Raw genomic sequence first — 17992 nt, 5'->3', positions numbered from 1 at the left:
CACCCCGAGCGCCCATGGCACCGCGGCGGGCGCGGGCAGGCTCAGCGCCCTGCTCCGCTCGCGTGCAGGCAGATGGCCGCAGCCGCCGCCACGTTCAGCGACTCCTCGCCACCGGGCTGGGCGATGCGGATGCGCAACGAAGCCCTATCTTCCAGAGCCGGGCTGACGCCCTGCCCTTCGTGGCCCATCACCCAGGCGCAGGGCCAGGGCAAGGCAGCACGATGCAGGAAGTCGCCCGCATGCGAGCTGGTGACCAGCAGCGGCACCTGCAGGGCAACGAGGTCATCCAGCGCCAGCCCCTCGATCAGGTCCAGCGCGAAATGCGCCCCCATGCCAGCCCGCAAGACCTTGGGCGACCACAGCGCGGCACTTCCCTTGATGGCGGCCACCTGGCGGAACCCGAACGCCGAGGCGCTGCGCAGGATGGAGCCCACATTGCCCGCGTCCTGCACCCTGTCCAGCACCACGGTGGCGGCATCGGGACGGAGTGACGCCGGTGCGGGCAGGTCCAGGATGAAGCCCATCGCGGCGGGCGACTCCAGCCCGCTCACGTCCGCAAACAGTGTATCGGCAAGGACTATGAATTTTGTAGCTGCACCAGCATATTCCACCTGCGCTTGCGGCCAAAAAGACTCCGAAAACACCGCCACCGATGCCCGCAGCCCCCGTGCGAGCGCAGCGCGGCACAAATGATCGCCTTCAAGCCAGACACGGCCCTGCTTGCGGTACGCCGTCGTATCCTGGGCCAAACGGCGCAAATCCTTGACGAAGGTGTTATCGCGGGAATGGATGGCGGTCACGGACGAGGAGGTCATGGCAAATTTTCAGCGCGCGGTCAGGATCCGGCGCGCAGGTTCTGGGCCACCGGCGCAAACGAGCGCCGGTGGTAAATGCAGGCACCGTGCTCGCGCAAGGCTGCCATGTGCACGGCCGTACCGTACCCCTTGTGGCCGGCAAAGCCGTACTGCGGAAACTCGTCATGCACCTGCGCGCACCAGCGGTCGCGGTGCACCTTGGCGAGGATGGAGGCCGCCGAGATGGCAGGCACCAGCGCATCGCCCTTGACGATGGCCTCCGCAGGAACGTCCAGCACGGGCAGCCGGTTGCCATCCACCAGCACCATGGCCGGTTTGAGCCGCAGCCCCATGACGGCACGGCGCATGGCCAGCAGCGTGGCCTGCAGGATGTTGAGCTGGTCAATCTCTTCCACGCTGGCCTCGGCAATGCTGCAGCACAGGGCCTTGGCGCGGATCTCGTCGTAGAGCTTCTCGCGCCGCACGGCCGTGAGTTTCTTGGAATCGGCCAGGCCAGCAATCGGGTGCAGGTCGTCCAGGATCACGGCCGCCGCCACCACCGGCCCGGCCAGGGGGCCACGGCCAGCCTCATCCACGCCAGCCACGAGGCCGGGCGGGTGCCAGGGCAGGCAGGCCTGCTCAGGCAGCGGGAGCGAGGATTTTCTGGATCGCATCGGCAGCCAGTTGGGGGGTGTTGCGCAGCAGGCTCTCGTGCAGCGCCGTAAAGCGCTGCTCCAGGGCTGCAATTTTTCGGGGATCTTGGCGCTTTGCGTCCAGCCAGTCCAGCGTGGCTGCGCAAAGCGCCTGGGGCGTGGCGGCGTCCTGGATCAGCTCGGGCACCACAAACTCGCGGCACAGGATGTTGGGCAGACCCACCCAGGGTTGCAACTGCTTGCGGCGCATGAGCCACCAGCTGAGCGGGTGCATGTGGTAGCCGATGACCATGGGCCGCTTGAAGAGCGCGGCCTCCAGCGTCGCGGTGCCGCTGGCAATCAACGTGGCATCACACGCTGCGAGCACCGTGTGCGACTGGCCCGTGGTGATTTGCAAGGCATCGCCCAGACCGCACGCGCGCGCCAACTGCTCGATGCGATCACGCAGTGCGGGCACTGCAGGTACTATCAATTTAATAGCTGGTCGCGCTTGAAGTACTAGCGCTGCAGCCTCAAAGAATGGCTGGGCAATGTACTGGATCTCGGAGGAGCGGCTCCCTGGCAGGATGGCCAGGACTTCGTCCTCATCCTTCAGACCCAATTGCGCACGCGCGGCTGCACGGTCCGGCACCATGGGAATCACGCCCGCCAGCGGGTGACCTACGTAGGTGGCGGCAATGCCGTGCTGCGCGAGCAGCTCTGGCTCAAACGGGAAGATGCACAGCACGTGGTCCGCGCTGCGGCGGATCTTGTCGACGCGATTCGCACGCCAGGCCCAGATGGACGGGCACACAAAATGCACGGTCTTGATGCCGGCAGCGCGCAAATCGGCCTCCAGGCCCAGGTTGAAATCGGGAGCGTCCACGCCGATGAACACGTCGGGGCGGTCCTTGAGCAGGCGTTCGCGCAGTTGTTTGCGAATGCCCAGCAGCTCGCGCAGCCGGCGCAGCACCTCCATGCTGTAACCGTGCACTGCCAGCTTGTCGCTGGGCCACCAGGCAGTAAAACCGCGGCGCGCCATCTGCGGCCCGCCAATGCCGCAGGATTGCAGCCCGGGCCAATGCGCCTGCATGCCATCGATGAGCAAGCCCGCCAGCAAGTCGCCCGACGTCTCGCCCGCCACCATGGCGACGCGGGGGGAATCTGCCATCGCCCAGCCCTCAGCGCGCAATGCCGCGCGTGGCGTCGGCCAAGAACCGCTCCATCATCGCCGCATCGTCACCGGCCTGTGGTGCGGACTGCGCCAACTCTGCAATGGCGGCACGCGCGGCCTCCAGCGTCAGGCCCTGCCGATAAATCAGCTTGTGCATCTGCTTGACCGCGGCAATGCGCTCGGCCGAAAAGCCACGGCGGCGCAGCCCCACCACGTTGTAGCCGCGCACCGCCAAGGGATTGCCATCCACCAGCATGAAAGGCGGCACGTCCTGCGACACCGCACTGGCAAAGCCCACCATGGCGTGCGCACCAATCTTGACGAACTGGTGGATGCCCGTGAGTCCGCCCACCGTCACCCAGTCGCCCAGGTGCACATGCCCTGCCAGCGTGGTGTTGTTGGCCAGTGTGGTGTGGTTACCCACATGGCAATCGTGGGCGATGTGGGTGTACGCCATGATCCAGTTGTCATGGCCCACGGTGGTGATGCCGCCGGCCTGGGGCACGCCCAGGTTCAGCGTGCAGAATTCGCGGATGGTGTTGCGGTCACCGATGACCAGCTCGGTCGGCTCGCCTGCGTACTTCTTGTCCTGCGGGATGGCGCCGATGGAGTTGAACTGGAAAATGCGGTTGTCAGCGCCAATCGTGGTGCGCCCATCGATCACGCAATGCGCGCCAACTGTGGTGCCCGCGCCGATGGACACATGCTCGCCAATGACCGCGTAGGGCCCCACCGTGACCGTAGGGTCCAGGCGGGCGCCGTCCGCAACAATGGCTGTGGGGTGGATATTGCTCACGATCCAACAGGCCTGAACCGGTCAACCGACGTTGCGCATGGTGCACATGAGTTCGGCCTCGCAGGCCACCTCTTCGCCCACGCTCGCCACGCCCTTGAACTTCCAGATGCCGCCGCGCACGCGGTCGATGGTGATGGTCAGGATCAACTGGTCGCCGGGCTCCACAGGGCGCTTGAACCGCGCGCCATCGATACCGACAAAGTAGTAAATGTTGTTCTCATCGGGCACCTTGCCCATGGCATCGAACGCCAGCAAGCCCGCAGCTTGGGCCAGTGCTTCCAGGATCAACACACCCGGCATCACCGGACGGCCAGGGAAATGCCCCATGAAATAGGGCTCGTTGAACGTGACGTTCTTGATGGCCTTGATGCGGGTGTTGCTCTCTAACTCGATCACCTTGTCCACCAGCAAAAACGGGTAGCGGTGGGGCAGTTGTTTGAGAATTGCGTGAATATCCATCATCGAGTTGTTCTTCCGTTCATACTGCCTTGAGGGCCAGCTCCAGCGCCTTGATGCGCTCGCGCAGGCTGTGCAATTGTTTGAGTGTGGCAGCGTTTTTTTCCCAGCGCGCATTGTCGTCGATGGGGAACATGCCGGTGTACTGACCAGGCCGGGTGAGAGAGCGGGTGACCACCGTCGCGGCCGAGATGTGTACGTTGTCAGCCAGCTCCAGGTGCCCCAACACGATGGCACCACCGCCTACCGTGCAATGCGCCCCGATGGTGGCACTGCCCGCCACGCCTACACACCCAGCCATGGCCGAGTGCTTGCCGATGCGCACGTTGTGCCCGATCTGGATCAGGTTGTCGAGCTTCACGCCGTCTTCGATCACCGTGTCCTGCAGCGCACCCCGGTCGATGCAGGTGTTGGCGCCAATCTCGACGCCATCTCCAATGCGCACGGCACCCAGTTGCTCGATCTTGACCCACTGCCCGTTCTCCGGCGCAAAACCGAAACCATCAGCGCCAATGACCACGCCCGCATGGACGATGCAACGCGCGCCGATGCTGCAGCCCTCGCCCACGGTGACGCGCGACTTGAGCACGGTATCTGCGCCCACCGAGGCGCCCCGCTCAATCACGCACAGCGGACCGATGGTGGCCGAGGGGTGGACCTGCGCCGAGGGATCAACCACTGCGCTGGGGTGCACACCGGACGACCGCGCGGGCGTATTGCGCTGCCGCCACAACTGGGTAGCTCGGGCGAAGTACACGTAGGGGTTGTCGGCCACGATGCAGGCCCCCCGCGCCAATGCGGCGTCGCGCATGGCAGGCGCCACAATGACACAGGCCGCCCGGGAGGCGGCCAGTTGCTGTTGGTAGCGGGGATTGCTCAGGAAACTGAGGTCTCCCGGGCCCGCAACCTCCAGTGGCGCAATGCGGGCGATGACGGTTTCCCGCGCACCCCCTTCCAGCGAACCACCGAGCGCATCAACAATGTGCCCGAGAAGCAAGCTGCTCACGCGCCACCTGTCTTGCGCAGCGGCTTACTTGGCAGCAGCAGCGGCATTCAGGGCCTTGATCACCTTGTCGGTGATGTCGTGCTTGGGATTGATGTAGACGGCCTCTTGCAGGATCACGTCGTATTTTTCGGCCTCGGCCACCTGCTTGACCACCTTGTTGGCGCGTTCCAGCACTTGCGACAGCTCTTCGTTCTTGCGGGCGCTCAGGTCTTCCTGGAATTCACGGCGCTTGCGCTGGAAGTCGCGGTCCTGGTCCACCAGCTGGCGCTGGCGCGCGGTGCGTTGGCTCTCCGCCATGGTGGGTGCTTCACGCTCAAACTTGTCGCTGGCAGTCTTCAGGGTGTTGCCCAGGTCCACCAGTTCTTTCTCGCGACGGGAGAACTCCTGCTCCAGCTTGGCCTGCGCAGCCTTGGCTGTGGTGGCTTCTCGGAAGATGCGATCGGTGTTGACGAAACCGGCTTTGAACTCTTGCGCTTGTGCAGGGGCTGCGATGGCAACGGTGCCGAGCAGCAAGGCCACGGAGAGATGGCGAGAAAAGGATTTCATTAGAAAGACGTTCCAATCTGGAATTGCAGTTTCTGGATTCTATCGCCGGCGAACTTGCGCACTGGCTGCGCAAACGCCAAACGCAAGGGACCGAGCGGCGAAATCCAGCTCAGACCCAGGCCCACGGAGGCACGCATGTCACTGAAGGTAACTTTGTCGTTCTCGCCGTACACATTGCCCACGTCCAGGAACGTGAACACACGCAGGGTCCGGTCATTGCCAGCACCCGGGAACGGAGCAATCAGCTCGGTGTTCAGCGTGATCTTCTTGGGCCCACCCAACGAGGCCCCGGTCACATCACGCGGTCCCAGGGTGCCCTGGTCGAAACCACGCACCGAGCCCAGACCACCCGAGTAGAAGTTCTTGAATACCGGGAACGGACGGCCGTTCAAGCCCTTGCCGTAACCGGCCTCGCCATTGAAGGCAATGGTGAAGCGCTTGTTGAGGGGGATGTATTGCTGGTACTGATAGTTGGCCCGCACGTAGCGGGCATCGCCCGCCACAGACCATTCGGAATTGAGGCGCTGGTACCGGCCGGAGTTGGGCGCCAAGGCGCTGTCCCGGTCGTCACGGGACCAGCCCACAGTCAATGGAATCGAGGTGCTGCTGTAGCCGAACTTGTCTGCGTAAAACAGGTAAGTGGCCGGGATGTTCGTGCCGGGCTTGATGCGGGTCTGCTCCAGCCCACCGCCAAAGAACACCGTGTCGGTCTCACTGAAAGGCACGCCAAAACGCACGGAGGTCCCGGTGGTGACCAGCTGGTAATTGCCCCCCTGGTCTTCGTAGGGCTTGTCGGTGCGGTAGTACACATCGAGCGTACGCGAAATGCCTTCGGGCGTGAAGTACGGGTTGGTGGTGCTGAACACCAATGTGCGCCGGTACTTGCTCGTATTGACGTCGATGCCCAGGTAGTTGCCCGAGCCAAAGATGTTTTCCTGCTTGATACCGAACGAGAGAGACGCTTTCTCAGCGCTGGAAAAACCCACGCCCAGTTGCAACGAGCCGGTGGGCTTTTCTGCCACGTTGATCACCAGATCGACCTGGTCGGGCGAGCCGGGCACTTCCTGGGTTTCCACGTTCACTTCCGTGAAGAAGCCCAGACGATCCACGCGGTCGCGGGACAGGCGGATCTTGTCGCCGTCGTACCAGGAGGCCTCGTATTGGCGGAACTCACGGCGAATGACTTCGTCACGCGTGCGGTTGTTGCCACTGACGTTGATACGGCGCACGTAGGCGCGGCGCGCTGGTTCGGCTTGCAGCACAAAATTGACACGATTGTTCTCGCGATCAATTTCGGGCACAGCCTCCACGCGGGCAAATGCAAAACCAAAGCGGGCAAAGTACTCGGAAAACGCCTTGGTGGTTTCGGTCACCTGGTCCGCGTTGTAGGGCTCACCGGGGCGTATGGTCACCAGCGACTTGAACTCGTCCTCGCGGTCCAGATAGTTGCCTTCGAGTTTCACGCCCGACACCACATACCGTTCGCCTTCCGTCACATTGACAGTGATGGAGATGTCCTGCTTGTCCGGCGAGATGGCGACCTGCGTCGAGTCCACACGGAACTCCAGGTAGCCGCGCTGCAGGTAATAGGAGCGCAGGGTTTCAAGGTCGGCGTTGAGCTTGGTGCGCGAGTAGCGATCGGACTTGGTGTACCAGCTCAGCCAGCCCCCCGTGTCCTGGTCGAACAGGCCCTTGAGCGTCGATTCACTGAACGCCTTGTTGCCCACGATGCGCACTTCCTTGATGCGTGCAGGCTCACCTTCCGTGATCGTGAAGGTCAGGTTCACGCGGTTGCGCTCGATGGGTGTGACCGTGGTCACCACCTCGGCGCCGTACAGGCTCTTGTTGATGTACTGGCGCTTGAGCTCTTGTTCGGCGCGGTCGGTGAGCGCCTTGTCATAAGGACGCCCTTCCGTCAGACCCACTTCGCGCATGGCTTTTTTGAGCGCATCTTTGTCGAATTCACGGGCACCGGCAAAGTCCACGTCGGCGACAGTGGGGCGCTCTTCGACCACCACCACCAGAACGTTGCCGCTGGCCTCCAGGCGCACATCCTTGAAGAGTCCCAGGCCGAACAGCGCGCGAATTGCAGCGGCGCCTTTCTCGTCGTTGTAGTCGTCACCCACCCGCAGGGGCATGGATGCAAACACGGTACCCGGCTCCACACGCTGCAAGCCCTCCACGCGAATGTCCTGCACCTTGAATGGCTCCAGAGCCCATGCCGCATTGGCGGCAAAAATCATGGCTGCAACGGCCGATGCGGTACGCACGCCCAGGCGATTGATGTGTTTTTTCATGAATGAAGCGGGAGCCGCAGTTGCAGGGCAAGCGCGGCAAAAGTGTTAGCCAAAGAGCCGGGTGATATCGTTGAACAGGGCTATGGACATCATGACAAGCAGGACAGCAACGCCTCCACGCTGCAATCGCTCCATCCATGCGTCCGACACACCCCTGCCCGTGACACCCTCCCAAAGATAATACATCAGGTGCCCACCGTCCAAGACTGGCAGCGGAAGCAGGTTCAGCACCCCCAGGCTCACACTGATCAGGGCCAGAAAGATGAGGTACTGCGTCAGCCCCATGCTGGCTGAGCGGCCTGCGTAGTCGGCAATGGTCAAGGGGCCACTGAGGTTCTTGAGCGACGCCTCGCCGATCACCATGCGGCCCATCATGCGCAGAGTCAGCAGCGACACATCCCAGGTCTTCACCACACCACCCCACAGACCCTCAACCAACCCGTAGTCCACCGTGACAAATTCTGGTGCAGCTCCCACATAGGCGCCAATGCGCCCCACCGTATTACCCGGTTCGGTCACAGCCTCGGGCAACACATCCAGTGTCATCACCTGACCACCGCGCTCGACGCGCCATGGCTGCGCCAATGGCTCGTTGCCCCGCACCGACTGCCGGATCAACTCGCGCAATTGCTGGCCGTCCACCACATCGGTCTGCCCCACCTTGAGCACCACATCACCTTGGCGCAGGCCAGAGCGCTCAGCCGCGCTTTGCGCCATGACCTCGCCCAACACAGGGCGGGTCCAAGGCCCCAGGATGCCGACCTTGCGAAACAGCTGGGCATCAGCCTCACGGCTGTCGATCCGGGACATGTCGAGCACGACTTCACGATGGCCCGCACCATGGCCGGACTGGACGTCAAGACGCACGTTCAGCCCCTCAAGCGCACCACGGGTCAGCAGCCACCGCAGGTCTTCAAACGAACGAACTGGCTCCAGGTCTTCTGCACCCAATGCGGCGCGCTCTACCAGTTCACCGCCCCGCAAACCGGCACTGTGTGCGACAGAGCCTGCGACCGGGCTTGCCAGAATGGCTCGGGGCTCCTCGACACCGTTCCAGTTCACCACCGAATACAGCAGCACTGCCAATAACAAATTGGCGATGGGCCCAGCCGCAACGATGGCTGCTCGCGAGCGCAGGGGCTGGGTGTTGAAGGCCAGATGCCGCTCCTCTGCGGCAACGGGTGCCTCTCGCTCGTCCAGCATGCGCACATAGCCCCCCAATGGGAAGGCTCCCAGCACAAACTCCGTGGGAGACCCCTGGGGCTGCCAGCGCAATAGCGGCTTGCCGAAACCCACAGAGAACCGCAATACCTTGACCCCACAGGCCACCGCCACGCGGTAGTGCCCGTATTCGTGCACTGCGATCAAAAGACCGAGGGCGACGATGAAGGCAGCGATAGTAAGCAGCATGGATGGATGGTTCCTGAGTGGGCCGGCAGTCAGGCAGCCAGACGGCCCGCCACATGTTCAGCCGCATGGCGGGCCTGGGTGTCCAGATCCAGCAACGCGGCGAGCGAATCGGGCTTGGAGGGCAAAACTGCATCCAAAGTTGCAAGGTTGACCGCATGAATATGGTCAAAACGCAGCCGACCCGACAAAAAGGCGCCCACCGCCACCTCGTTGGCCGCATTCAGCACGGCAGTGGTCCCCTCGGCCGCCTTCAGCGCCTGCCAGGACAGGTGAAGGCCCGGGAAGCGAATGGCGTCCGCATCTTCAAACGCGAGGGCGCCCAGGGTCGAGAAATCCAGCTTGCTGGCCCCGCTGGTAATGCGCTCGGGCCAGGACAGGCCGCAGGCAATCGGCACGCGCATGTCGGGCGTCCCCAGCTGCGCCAGGATGGAAGCATCCTTGAACTGCACCATGGAGTGGATGATCTGCTGCGGGTGGATGACCACCTTGATCTGGTCCGGGTGCAGATCAAACAGCCAGCGGGCCTCAATGACCTCCAGGGCCTTGTTCATCATCGTGGCCGAATCCACGGAAATCTTGCGTCCCATCGAGAAGTTGGGGTGCGCGCAGGCCTGGTCAGGGGTGATCTGCGCCAGCGTGGAAGGGTCCCGCTGGCGGAACGGGCCGCCCGAGGCTGTGAGCAGGATGCTGTCCACCCGGTCAGACCAAGTGGCAGGGTCTTCTGGCAAGCACTGGAAGATGGCCGAGTGTTCGCTGTCAATGGGCAGCAACGTGGCGCCACCGTCGCGCACTGTCTGCATGAACAACCCGCCGCCCACCACCAGGGCCTCCTTATTGGCCAGCAGCAGTCGTTTGCCTGCGCGGGCCGCAGCCAGACACGGCGCAAGACCGGCCGCCCCCACGATGGCAGCCATCACGGCATCCACTTCATCGTGTGACGCTATCACTTCAAGAGCATCTTGCGATTGAATGACTTGCGTTGGAAGGCTATTGGCCTGCAATTTTTCAGCCAAGGCAGCAGCGTGCGGGGCGCTGGCCATCACAGCATAACGCGGGCGAAACTGCGCGCACTGCGCCAGCAAGAGATCCACTTGCGTCGCCGCACTCAGCGCAAACACCTCAAAGCGCTCAGGGTGGCGCGCCACCACATCCAGCGTGCTGGTCCCGATGGAGCCGGTGGAACCGAGAACGGTGAGTCGTTGTTTCTTCATGGGGTTGTCAGGCTCGTGAGCATCATGGCGAGGGGCAGTGTGGGCAACAAGGCATCCACGCGGTCGAGCACGCCGCCGTGCCCAGGCAACAGGCCACTGCTGTCCTTGACACCGGCACTGCGCTTGATAAGCGACTCCACCAGGTCACCCGACACGCTCATGGCCACCATGAACAACGCCGCAATCACCAGCAACCACCAGCCCTGCTGCGCCATGCGGCTGTAAAAACTGGGCACCGACGCCTGCCAGTGGGCATCCGCTGCCGCCCAAACAAAAGCCATCACCATCACCCCTGCCAGACCGCCCCACACACCTTCCCAGCTCTTGCCGGGACTGATCGAGGGCGCCAGCTTGCCCTTGGTAAACCGCAATCCGAATGCGCGCCCCGCAAAGTAGGCAAAGATGTCGGCCACCCACACCAGCAGCAGCACCGACAGCAAAAAATTGATGCCCACATTGCGGGCCTGCACCACGGCCAGCCACGCGAGCCACAAGGCAAGCACGCCAGCCACGAGACGCACACCGGCTGGTATGCGGGGCCAGCCGGGCACCCCGGCCTTGAGCAGCCAGGCAGCCGCCAGGACCCACAGCCCGCCGCCCACCACCCACAGGGCAGTCAACGGGCGATCGACCCAGCCCAGCGCCCACGACCCGGCGCACAAGGCCACACAGGCCACACCCACCGCCACGGAGCCTGCTTGGCCAAAGCCGCTCAGACGACCCCATTCCCAAGCCCCGGCAGCCATCAGAACCAGCACGACCAGCGTGAACGGTATGGTGTTGGCGTAGAAAAGCGCGGGCAACAAGATGGCCAGCAGAACAAGGGCTGTGATGACGCGCTGTTGAAGCATGGGGGCTTTCAGAACCTGTTCAGGTTCTCAACCCGGCATCGGATCAGGATGCGCGGACAGAATCTGTTCAGAGGTTTTGCCAAAACGGCGCTCGCGGCGGCTGAAGGCGTCGATGGCCTCGTCCAGGGCGGACTCATCGAAATCGGGCCACAGTCGGTCGCTGAAGAAGAACTCGGAGTATGCCGATTGCCAGAGCAAAAAGTTGCTGATCCGCATTTCTCCCCCGGTGCGGATCACGAGGTCGGGGTCGGGCACGTGGGCCAATCCCATCGCATTGTGCAGACTGGCCTCGGTGATGGGCTCGCCACGGGCAGCCAGCGATGCAGCCGCCTGCGCGATGTCCCAGCGGCCTCCGTAGTTGAAGCAGACGTTGAGCACCAGGCGGGTGTTGTCCGCCGTGGCGGCTTCTGCCTGACCCAGGCCGTCTCGCACCTTGGGCGAAAGGCTGCCACGTTCGCCCACAAAATGAAGACGCACGCCGTCTTTCTTGAGCTGGGGCACCTCGCGCGCCAGCGCCATCGCCAGCAGCTCCATGAGGCCGGAGACCTCGTCGGCGGGGCGGTTCCAGTTTTCGGAAGAGAACGCAAACACCGTGAGCACACCAACGCCGCGCTGCACGCAAGCGCGTGCGCAGCGGCGAAGTGAGTCAACCCCTTGCTTGTGGCCGGCCAGACGCGGCAGAAAGCGACGCGTAGCCCAGCGGCCGTTGCCATCCATGACGATGGCAATGTGGTGTGGCACCACCGGAGATACAGACATGGGAATGTTCAAGCCCTGGGGGCTCAAACCGCCATGATTTCCTGCTCTTTGGCGGCCACCAGCGCGTCGATCTCGGCGATGTGCTTGTCGGTGAATTTTTGCACTTCCGTTTCGGCGCGCTTCTGGTCGTCTTCGGACGCCAGCTTGTCCTTGACCAGTTTTTTGACGGATTCGTTGGCATCGCGGCGCAGGTTGCGCACGGCGATCTTGGCGCTCTCGCCCTCGTTGCGCGCGAGCTTCGTCATTTCCTTGCGGCGCTCTTCGCTCATGGGGGGCATGGGCACGCGGATCAGGTCGCCCATGGAAGCCGGGTTCAAGCCCAGGTCGCTTTCGCGGATGGCCTTTTCAATCTTGGCGCCCATGCCCTTTTCCCAGGGCTGCACGCTGATGGTGCGCGAATCGATCAGCGCCACGTTGGCCACCTGGCTCAGTGGAACCAGGGAGCCGTAATACTCGACCTGCACCGTATCGAGCAGGGCCGGATTGGCACGACCGGTGCGAATCTTCTGCAGGTTGTTCTTGAACGCGGTGATGGACTGGTCCATCTTGGTTTCAGCAGTCTTCTTGATGTCGGCAATCGTCATGTTTTCTCCTCGGGCCGACCTGCATGCAATGCAGGCCTTTCCATCGTGATCAAGCGTAAACCAGCGTACCTTCGTCTTCGCCCATCACCACGCGCTTCAAGGCGCCGTGTTTGATGATGGAGAACACCTTCACGGGCAGCTTCTGGTCACGGCACAGGGCGAAGGCAGTCGCGTCCATGATGCCCAGATTGCGGGACATGGCCTCGTCAAAGCTGAGCTTGGTGTAGCGCGTCGCCGTGGGATCTTTCTGGGGGTCGGCAGTATAAACGCCGTCCACCTTGGTGGCCTTGAGCACCAGTTCGGCGCCAATTTCCGCGCCACGCAGGGCGGCTGCTGTGTCGGTGGTGAAAAACGGGTTGCCCGTACCGGCCGCGAAGACCACGACCTTGCCCTCTTCAAGATACTGCAGCGCCTTGGGGCGCACATAGGGCTCGACCACCTGCTCGATGGCAATGGCGGACATCACACGGGCCACCAGGCCCTGCTTGTCCATGGCGTCGGCCAGGGCCAGGGCGTTCATCACGGTGGCCAGCATGCCCATGTAGTCGGCGGTGGCACGGTCCATCCCGACCGAGCCCCCGGCGACACCACGGAAAATATTGCCCCCACCGATCACCACGGCCACCTGGACACCCAGGCGGGTCACTTCGGCGATCTCCTCGACCATGCGCACGATGGTGGCGCGGTTGATACCGAAGGCGTCATCCCCCATCAGCGCCTCACCAGACAGCTTGAGCAAAATGCGCTTGTGGGCTGGTGCAGCGTTGGACATGGGAAATTTCTCCAGTAAGTGGTACGAGGCTTTGGTGGGGTGGTTACAGGGAACGATCAGGCAGCAGCCTTGGCAGCAGCCACCTGGGCAGCCACTTCGGCAGCAAAGTCGTCCACCTTCTTCTCGATGCCTTCGCCCACCACGTACAGGGTGAACCCCTTCACGTTGGTGTTGGCAGCCTTGAGCATCTGGGCCACGGTTTGCTTGCCGTCGGCAGCCTTCACGAAGACCTGGTCGGCCAGCGAGACTTCCTTGAGGTACTTCTGCACCGCGCCGTCGATGCGCTTGGCCGTGATTTCAGCGCTTTGTGCAGGCTTGCCGGCAGCCACGAGTTCCTTGTTGGCTTCGTCAGCCTTGCCTTCGGCGACCGAGCGCTCCTTGGCGATCAGGTCGGCAGGCACGTCGGCGCTGGTCAGGGCCACGGGCTTCATGGCGGCCACGTGCATGGCAACGTCCTTGGCGGCGGTGGCGTCACCGTCGAACTCGACGACCACACCGATGCGCGAGCCGTGCAGGTAGGCTGCCAGGTTGGAGCCGCTGAAGTGCTTGAAGCGGCGGAACGACATGTTTTCGCCGATCTTGCCGATCAGGCCCTTGCGCACATCTTCCAGCGTGGGGCCGAAGCTGTCTTGCTCGTAGGGCAGTGCACCCAGGGCTTCCACCGTGGCGGGGTTGTGCAGTGCCACCAGCTTGGCAGCGGCGTTGGCCATGGCAATGAAGCTGTCGTTCTTGGAAACGAAGTCGGTTTCGCTGTTGACTTCGACCAGAGCACCCGTGGTGCCGTCGATGTAGCTGGCGACCACGCCTTCAGCAGTCACGCGCGATGCGGCCTTGCCAGCCTTGGTGCCCAGCTTGACGCGCAGCAGCTCTTCCGCCTTGGCCATGTCGCCATCGGCTTCGGTCAGCGCCTTCTTGCATTCCATCATGGGGGCGTCGGTCTTGCCACGCAGTTCAGCCACCATGCTTGCGGTAATTGCAGCCATCTTTATTCCTTCAGTATTCAATTCAGTCAGTTCAGATTCGGGCTAAAAAAAAGGGGGCTCACCAGGGGCCCCGCTTTTGTTCGCGACGGATCGCGCAGCCGGGCTATCAGGCAGCGGCTTCTTGCACTTCCACGAATTCGTCGGTGCTCTCGGCGGTTGCAGCCTTCACGACTTCATTCACGGCGTTGGCACGGCCTTCGATGATCGCGTCAGCGATGCCACGGGCGTACAGCGTCACAGCCTTGGCCGAGTCGTCGTTACCAGGGATCACGTAGTCGATGCCTTCGGGCGAGTGGTTGGTATCAACCACACCGATCAGCGGGATGCCCAGCTTCTTGGCTTCGGCCACGGCGATCTTGTGGAAACCCACGTCGATGATGAAGATGGCGTCGGGCAGAGCAGCCATGTCCTGGATGCCGCCGATGTCCTTTTCGAGCTTTTCGATTTCGCGGGAGAACGTCAGTTGCTCCTTCTTGCTCAGGTTCTCGAGGCCAGCTTCTTGCTGAGCCTTCATGTCCTTGAGGCGCTTGATCGAGGTCTTCACGGTCTTGAAGTTCGTCAGCATGCCGCCCAGCCAGCGCTGGTCCACGAAAGGCACACCAGCGCGTTGCGCTTCGGTGGCCAGGATTTCACGGGCTTGGCGCTTCGTGCCGACCATCAGGATCGTGCCGCGGTTGGCAGCCAGTTGCTTGGCGAACTTTTGGGCTTCCTGGAACAGTGGCAGCGACTTTTCCAGGTTGATGATGTGAATCTTGTTGCGATGGCCGAAGATGTAGGGGGCCATCTTGGGGTTCCAGAAGCGGGTTTGGTGACCGAAGTGGACACCGGCTTCCAGCATTTCGCGCATGGTAACGGACATAAAAATACTCCAAAGGTTAGGTCTAAAATCAGCCCCAATATTTGCAGTGCCGTGATCCTCACGAACACTGCAACACCTTGACAGGGCTGCTTTGCGATTGGTCTTGCCGCAGCGGCCACGCCGGTTGTGCAAACCTTGCACCACTGCGCTACTGCTCCCAGCAAAACCCAAAGATTCTAGCACACCCATGCTCCCTGACCTGATCGCCACCCGTGAGCAACTGCGGGACGGCGCCAACACCGCGCCCGCCGAGCTCGAGCGCTGCATCGACGCCGCCCAGGCCACACCCAACACCCACAGCTTTGTGCGCACGCTGTTTGACGAGGCACGCACCACGGCGGTGCAGCCGGGTGTGGCCCAGCTGCCCCTGGCCGGGCTGGCGGTGTCGGTGAAGGACCTGTTTGACGTGGCCGGCCAACCCACCCCGGCGGGCTCTACCGCGCTCGCAGACGCTCCCGCAGCAGCCGAGGACTGCCCGGCCGTGGCCCGCCTGCGCGCAGCAGGTGCCAACCTGATCGGCCGCACCAACATGGTGGAGTTCGCGTTCTCTGGCGTCGGCGTCAACCCCCACTACGGCACGCCTGCTGCCTGGGATGCCCGCTTTGGCGCCCTGCCCGGCGCGCCCCGCGTGCCCGGCGGGTCTTCGTCCGGCGCCGGGGTATCGGTGGCCACTGGCGCGGCGTTCATCGGGCTGGGATCGGACACCGGTGGCTCCATCCGCATTCCTGCAGCGCTCAACGGCATCGTGGGCTTCAAGAACACCGCCCGGCTGGTGCCTACCGCCGGCGCCGTGCCGCTGTCCACCACCCTGGACACCGCCTGCGCCATGACGCGCACCGTGCGCGACGCCATCGTGGCGCACGAGGTGCTGGCCGCCCGGCGCGTGACGCGCAGCCTGGCGCCGCTGTCCCAGTACCGGCTGGCGGTGCCGTCCACCCTCTTCCTGGACGGGCTCGACGCCCCCGTGGCGCGCGCCTTTGAGCGCAGTGTGGAAGCCTTGCGCCAGGCGGGCGCACAGATCGACACCATCGCATTGCCCGCCGTGCTGGAGCAGCCCGCCTACGGTTTTGCCGCCCCCGAAGCCTACGCCTGGCACCGCGAGCTGCTGCAGCGCGCAGGCGACCGCTACGACCCCCGAGTGCGCATGCGCATCGAAAAAGGGGCCACGCTGATGGCCTGGGAATACATCGACCTGCTGCAGGCGCGCCAGCAATGGATTGCACGCATGATCGCCGACATGGAGCCGTACGACGCCCTGCTGTCCCCCACCGTGCCCATCCTGGCGCCACTGCTGTCCGATGTCGCTCCTGCAGATGGTGCGGACAAGGCCCGGGACGCCGCCCGCGATGCCGAGTTCTTCCGCGTCAACAACCTGCTGCTGCGCAACACCAGTGTGGTCAATCTGCTGGACGGCTGTGCGCTGTCGCTCCCCTGCCACGTGCAAGGGGAACTCCCGGTCGGGCTGATGGTCTGGCACGGGGCGCTCAGGGATGACACGGTGCTCAACATCAGCCTGCAGATCGAGCAAACACTACAAAAATAATAGCTACCAGCGCATGATTCACTAGCGCTACAAGCCAAAAACACCCAAATTCATGAAGATTGCTATCGTGGGCGCCGGCATTGTCGGCGTCACCACCGCGTACGAACTGGCCAGCGACGGCCACGAAGTCACGGTGTTTGAACAACGCAGTGCGGCCGCCGAAGAGGCCAGCTTTGCCACCGCCGGGCTGCTGGCGCCCCACCTGCTCAGCCCCTGGGCGCTGCCGGGCTTCGGCCAGCCGCTGCGACTGATGGGGACACAGGCCACCCTGCGGCTGGCTGGCGGCCTGACCCGCGCCAACTGGGCCTGGCTGCGGCGCTGGCGCAGCATGGCGCGCAGCCACAGCGCCCCGGCCGCCGCGGTCGAACGCCTGGCGCAATACAGCCAAGCTCGACTACAAGCCATTGCGAACCAGCATGAGCTGGACTTTGAAGCCAGCGACGGCCGCCTGGTGCTGCTGCGCACCGAAGAAGACCGCGCCCGCCTGCAGCCCGCGCTGCAAGTGCTGCGCGACAGCGGCGTGGCCCTGCGTGAGATCGACGCCGATGTGGCGCGCCAGATCGAGCCAGGCCTCTCGCCCGAAGCCCCGCTGGCCGGCGCGATCCACCTGCCCGATGCACGCGCCGGCAACTGCCGTCTGTTTGCACAGTTGCTGCGCCAGGGCATCCAGGGTGCGGGGGTGCAGTTTGTGTTCAACACCCGCGTAGACCGCGTCGACACCAGCCCCACGGGCGTGGTGCTGCAGGGCGAAACGGACCTGCGCCGCTTTGATGCCGTGGTGCTGTGCGCCGGCATGGCATCGGCCACGCTGCTGCCCGCACTGGGCCTGGGGCTGCCCATGGCGGCTGTGTACGGCTACTCCGTGAGCGCCCCACTGCGCGAATCCACCCACGCCCCCCGCGCCAGCGTGGTGGATGCGGGCCAGCAAATCTCCATCACCCGCCTGGGCCAGCGCGTGCGCATTGCCGGTGGCGCTGAACTGGCCGGGGCCGATGCCGAGCACCACACCCCCACACTGCAGCGCCTGTACCGCACGCTGAACGACTGGTTCCCCGGGGGCGCGCAGCTTTCATCCAACCTGCAGATCTGGCGCGGTGCCCGCACCATGCTGCCCGACGGTGCCCCGGTGGTGGGCGCCAGCGGCGTGCCGGGCCTGTGGCTCAACACCGGCCATGGCGCTGGCGGCTGGGCCCTGGCCTGCGGCAGCGCGCGGGCACTGGCCGACCTGATCGCGCAGCGGGAACCCGAGGTGTCGCTGGACGGGCTGGGCATGCGGCGGTTCTAAGCGCCTATTCACAGGCCCGCCTGCGCTTTGCCCC

At 63.9% G+C, this 17992-nt stretch carries 18 protein-coding genes; 2 read left to right on the top strand and 16 right to left on the bottom strand.

All coding sequences use genetic code 11. The features are described from left to right. Nucleotides 1-41: 41 nt before the first annotated feature. From ASC83_RS20810 to rpsB, 16 genes are all read right to left on the bottom strand, one after another. Complete coding sequence (locus ASC83_RS20810; RefSeq protein ID WP_056067213.1) at nt 42-815, bottom strand: RNA methyltransferase; 774 nt, start codon at nt 813-815, stop codon at nt 42-44. A gap of 20 nt (nt 816-835) precedes the next feature. After that, on the bottom strand, nt 836-1468 hold the full coding sequence (gene rnhB, locus ASC83_RS20805) for a ribonuclease HII (protein WP_056067211.1): 633 nt from the start codon (nt 1466-1468) through the stop codon (nt 836-838). Continuing rightward, nucleotides 1434-2597 carry a lipid-A-disaccharide synthase gene (lpxB, locus tag ASC83_RS20800; RefSeq protein WP_056067766.1) on the bottom strand — a complete coding sequence of 388 codons (1164 nt, stop codon included), beginning with the start codon at nt 2595-2597 and terminating at the stop codon, nt 1434-1436. The genes rnhB and lpxB overlap by 35 nt, the downstream gene beginning before the upstream one ends. Before the next feature lie 10 nt (nt 2598-2607). Continuing rightward, nucleotides 2608-3396: an acyl-ACP--UDP-N-acetylglucosamine O-acyltransferase gene (gene lpxA, locus ASC83_RS20795; RefSeq protein WP_056067209.1), complete on the bottom strand. Its 789-nt coding sequence runs from the start codon at nt 3394-3396 to the stop codon at nt 2608-2610. A 21-nt stretch (nt 3397-3417) separates the two neighbouring features. Continuing rightward, nucleotides 3418-3858: a 3-hydroxyacyl-ACP dehydratase FabZ gene (gene fabZ, locus ASC83_RS20790; protein ID WP_056067207.1), complete on the bottom strand. Its 441-nt coding sequence runs from the start codon at nt 3856-3858 to the stop codon at nt 3418-3420. 16 nt (nt 3859-3874) lie between these two features. After that, nucleotides 3875-4858, bottom strand: coding sequence for a UDP-3-O-(3-hydroxymyristoyl)glucosamine N-acyltransferase (gene lpxD, locus ASC83_RS20785; protein WP_056067206.1), 984 nt, complete (start codon nt 4856-4858; stop codon nt 3875-3877). 24 nt (nt 4859-4882) lie between these two features. After that, nucleotides 4883-5404 carry an OmpH family outer membrane protein gene (locus tag ASC83_RS20780; protein WP_056067203.1) on the bottom strand — a complete coding sequence of 174 codons (522 nt, stop codon included), beginning with the start codon at nt 5402-5404 and terminating at the stop codon, nt 4883-4885. After that, complete coding sequence (bamA, locus tag ASC83_RS20775; RefSeq protein WP_056067201.1) at nt 5404-7701, bottom strand: outer membrane protein assembly factor BamA; 2298 nt, start codon at nt 7699-7701, stop codon at nt 5404-5406. The genes ASC83_RS20780 and bamA overlap by 1 nt, the downstream gene beginning before the upstream one ends. Nucleotides 7702-7746: 45 nt before the next feature. Then, nucleotides 7747-9111: an RIP metalloprotease RseP gene (rseP, locus tag ASC83_RS20770; protein WP_056067200.1), complete on the bottom strand. Its 1365-nt coding sequence runs from the start codon at nt 9109-9111 to the stop codon at nt 7747-7749. 29 nt (nt 9112-9140) lie between these two features. Beyond that, complete coding sequence (gene ispC / locus ASC83_RS20765) at nt 9141-10322, bottom strand: 1-deoxy-D-xylulose-5-phosphate reductoisomerase (RefSeq protein WP_056067198.1); 1182 nt, start codon at nt 10320-10322, stop codon at nt 9141-9143. After that, nucleotides 10319-11173: a phosphatidate cytidylyltransferase gene (locus tag ASC83_RS20760; RefSeq protein ID WP_056067196.1), complete on the bottom strand. Its 855-nt coding sequence runs from the start codon at nt 11171-11173 to the stop codon at nt 10319-10321. The genes ispC and ASC83_RS20760 overlap by 4 nt, the downstream gene beginning before the upstream one ends. A 27-nt stretch (nt 11174-11200) precedes the next feature. After that, nucleotides 11201-11932 (bottom strand): polyprenyl diphosphate synthase, encoded by a 732-nt coding sequence (gene uppS, locus ASC83_RS20755; RefSeq protein ID WP_056067194.1) that lies wholly within the window; start codon nt 11930-11932, stop codon nt 11201-11203. A gap of 23 nt (nt 11933-11955) precedes the next feature. Further along, the gene (frr, locus tag ASC83_RS20750) at nt 11956-12516 is read right to left on the bottom strand and encodes a ribosome recycling factor (protein ID WP_056067192.1); all 561 of its coding nucleotides are present in this window, start codon (nt 12514-12516) and stop codon (nt 11956-11958) included. 49 nt (nt 12517-12565) lie between these two features. Continuing rightward, nucleotides 12566-13288 (bottom strand): UMP kinase, encoded by a 723-nt coding sequence (gene pyrH / locus ASC83_RS20745; protein WP_008906712.1) that lies wholly within the window; start codon nt 13286-13288, stop codon nt 12566-12568. 56 nt (nt 13289-13344) lie between these two features. Next, on the bottom strand, nt 13345-14271 hold the full coding sequence (gene tsf / locus ASC83_RS20740; RefSeq protein WP_056067190.1) for a translation elongation factor Ts: 927 nt from the start codon (nt 14269-14271) through the stop codon (nt 13345-13347). A gap of 106 nt (nt 14272-14377) precedes the next feature. Continuing rightward, on the bottom strand, nt 14378-15130 hold the full coding sequence (gene rpsB / locus ASC83_RS20735) for a 30S ribosomal protein S2 (protein WP_056067188.1): 753 nt from the start codon (nt 15128-15130) through the stop codon (nt 14378-14380). A 187-nt stretch (nt 15131-15317) separates the two neighbouring features. Here rpsB and ASC83_RS20730 point away from each other — a divergent pair, with 187 nt between their 5' ends. Together ASC83_RS20730 and ASC83_RS20725 are read left to right on the top strand one after the other, a co-directional pair. Continuing rightward, nucleotides 15318-16673 (top strand): amidase, encoded by a 1356-nt coding sequence (locus ASC83_RS20730; RefSeq protein ID WP_056067186.1) that lies wholly within the window; start codon nt 15318-15320, stop codon nt 16671-16673. A gap of 52 nt (nt 16674-16725) precedes the next feature. Then, nucleotides 16726-17958 carry an FAD-dependent oxidoreductase gene (locus ASC83_RS20725; protein WP_056067184.1) on the top strand — a complete coding sequence of 411 codons (1233 nt, stop codon included), beginning with the start codon at nt 16726-16728 and terminating at the stop codon, nt 17956-17958. Nucleotides 17959-17992: the final 34 nt, after the last annotated feature.

The organism is Acidovorax sp. Root402 (genome assembly GCF_001425125.1).
In the GTDB taxonomy this organism is placed as follows: domain Bacteria; phylum Pseudomonadota; class Gammaproteobacteria; order Burkholderiales; family Burkholderiaceae_C; genus Acidovorax; species Acidovorax delafieldii.
Note: the sequence above shows the minus strand (reverse complement) of the source record. Positions and strands in the feature narration are given on the sequence as shown.